This window comes from Kitasatospora sp. NPDC007106, from assembly GCF_040634455.1.
GTDB classification, from domain to species: domain Bacteria; phylum Actinomycetota; class Actinomycetes; order Streptomycetales; family Streptomycetaceae; genus Kitasatospora; species Kitasatospora arboriphila.
The window spans coordinates 1-1,707 of the sequence record NZ_JBEYFP010001096.1 but is presented as its reverse complement, the minus strand read 5'-3'; the positions used below and the strand labels follow the sequence as shown (position 1 = coordinate 1,707).

Annotated in this window: 1 protein-coding gene; it reads right to left on the bottom strand. The window is 77.0% G+C overall.

Annotated elements, in window-relative coordinates; genetic code table 11:
- Positions 1 to 127: 127 nt before the first annotated feature.
- On the bottom strand, positions 128 to 1,707 hold a 1,580-nt coding region (locus ABZ641_RS36120; protein ID WP_359988704.1), incomplete at its 5' end, for an NEW3 domain-containing protein.

Sequence of the window (1,707 nt, the reverse complement as noted above, 5' to 3'; positions counted from 1 at the left end):
TCCGCGCTGCCGGGGGCGGGCAGCGCGGAGGACCTCGGGCCGGCACGGAGCGCGGCCAGCCGTCGGTCCAACTCGGCGCGGGGGAGCGGGTGGCCGTCGAGCAGTCCGAGCAGGGAGGGTCCGGCGGTCACGGCTCGATCACCAGCTCCACCGTCGGCGCGTACTGGCAGCGGCCGAACCACATCACCTTCGCCAGCGCCCAGTAGGCGTCGGGCTCGGCGTCGGCCGGGACGGCGACGTCGAAGGTGACGGTGTGCCGGGCGCCGGCCGGCACGGTGAAGCCGCGGACGGGGTCGGGGAGTGCGTCCCAGCAGCCGAAGGGGGCGACCACCTGCAGCTCGCCGCGGATCTCGCCACGGGTGCGGTTGCCGAGGACGACGCCGAGCGTGCCGCGCCGGCCCGGCGACAGCCGGACCGAGGGGGTGGTGACGGAGACGGACAGGCCGGTGTCGCGTCCGTCGGCGGCCCGGGTGCCCTGGGCGGCCGTCCAGTCCTCGGGTGCCCCGCCGTCGGCGGGCAGCAGCGTAGGCAGGTCGCCGACGGCGACGGTGGCGACGTCCTCGACGAGCTGGCCGCCGTACTCGGTGCGGACGGCGACGAAGTACAGGCCGGGCTCGGTGCCGGCCGGCGGGTCGAGCGTCAGCGGGAAGCGCACGTGCCCGGAGGGGACGAGCCGGTACGGGCGGCGGCGGACGGAGACCTGCCAGCCGTCGGGGGCGAGGACCTCGGCGGCGCCCTCCACCTCGGCGTCCACCAGGTGCGAGGCGAGGACGGCGGACAGCTCGACCGGACCGCCGGCCGTGCGGACCAGGCCGGGGGAGAGACCGACCGACACCGGCAGGTACCCCATCGGTGCGGGCCCCCGGTTGTGCAGCCAGTACCGGGCGTGGACGGGCTGCGCAGCCTCGGCCGTCGGCCCCAGTGCGGCGGTCACCGGACCGGGGGCCGTGGCCTCCGGTACCGCCGTCACCGTGACCACCTCCGCGCCGGCCAGCACCAGATCGGCCGGTGCCGGATCGGCCGGTGTCCCGCCCGGCTGCTCCAGCAGGTCGGCGGCGCGCAGCGCGGAGAGCCGCAGCGAGCCGTCCAGCCGGGCCGTCCGCCCGAGACCGGTGGACTCGATCAGTCGCAGGGTGACCGACGACCCGGGGGAGACGGCCGCCGCGGAACCGTGCGCGATCGGGTTGCCGGTCGGCTTCAGCGCGGACAGCAGCACCTCCCGCTCCGGTTCGACCCGCAGCCAGGAGCAGGTCCGGGGTACTCCGCCTGCCCGGCCGGGCGGGAGCAGCCGGGCGTGCAGCGGGTGGTTGAACTCCTGGCCCTGCGCCGGCAGGTGCCGGGCCCGCCAGTCGCCGTCGCCGCCGGCCAGGGCGTACCGGAACTCGTGGGTCCAGTGCTGGAGTTGGAACGACGCACCGTCCGGCAGCGTGCGCCTCGGCGGGTCGATCCAGACGCCGGACGGCCAGCCGGTGCAGGAGCGCATCAGCGACAGGTGGAGGGCGCCCGACGGGTCGACGGCGAACCCGGGCAGTCCGCGGGTGAGGAGGGCCACGGTGCGGTCGGCGAGCCGTTCACCGTCGGGGAGGCGGCCCGGGCAGACGGCGCGGATCACGGCGTCGGCGAGGTCGGCGCACCGCGCCCTCCAGGGCCTGCCGCACCACCGGCAGGTACGGATGGCGCCGCACCAGCTCCGGGTCGGTGTACAGG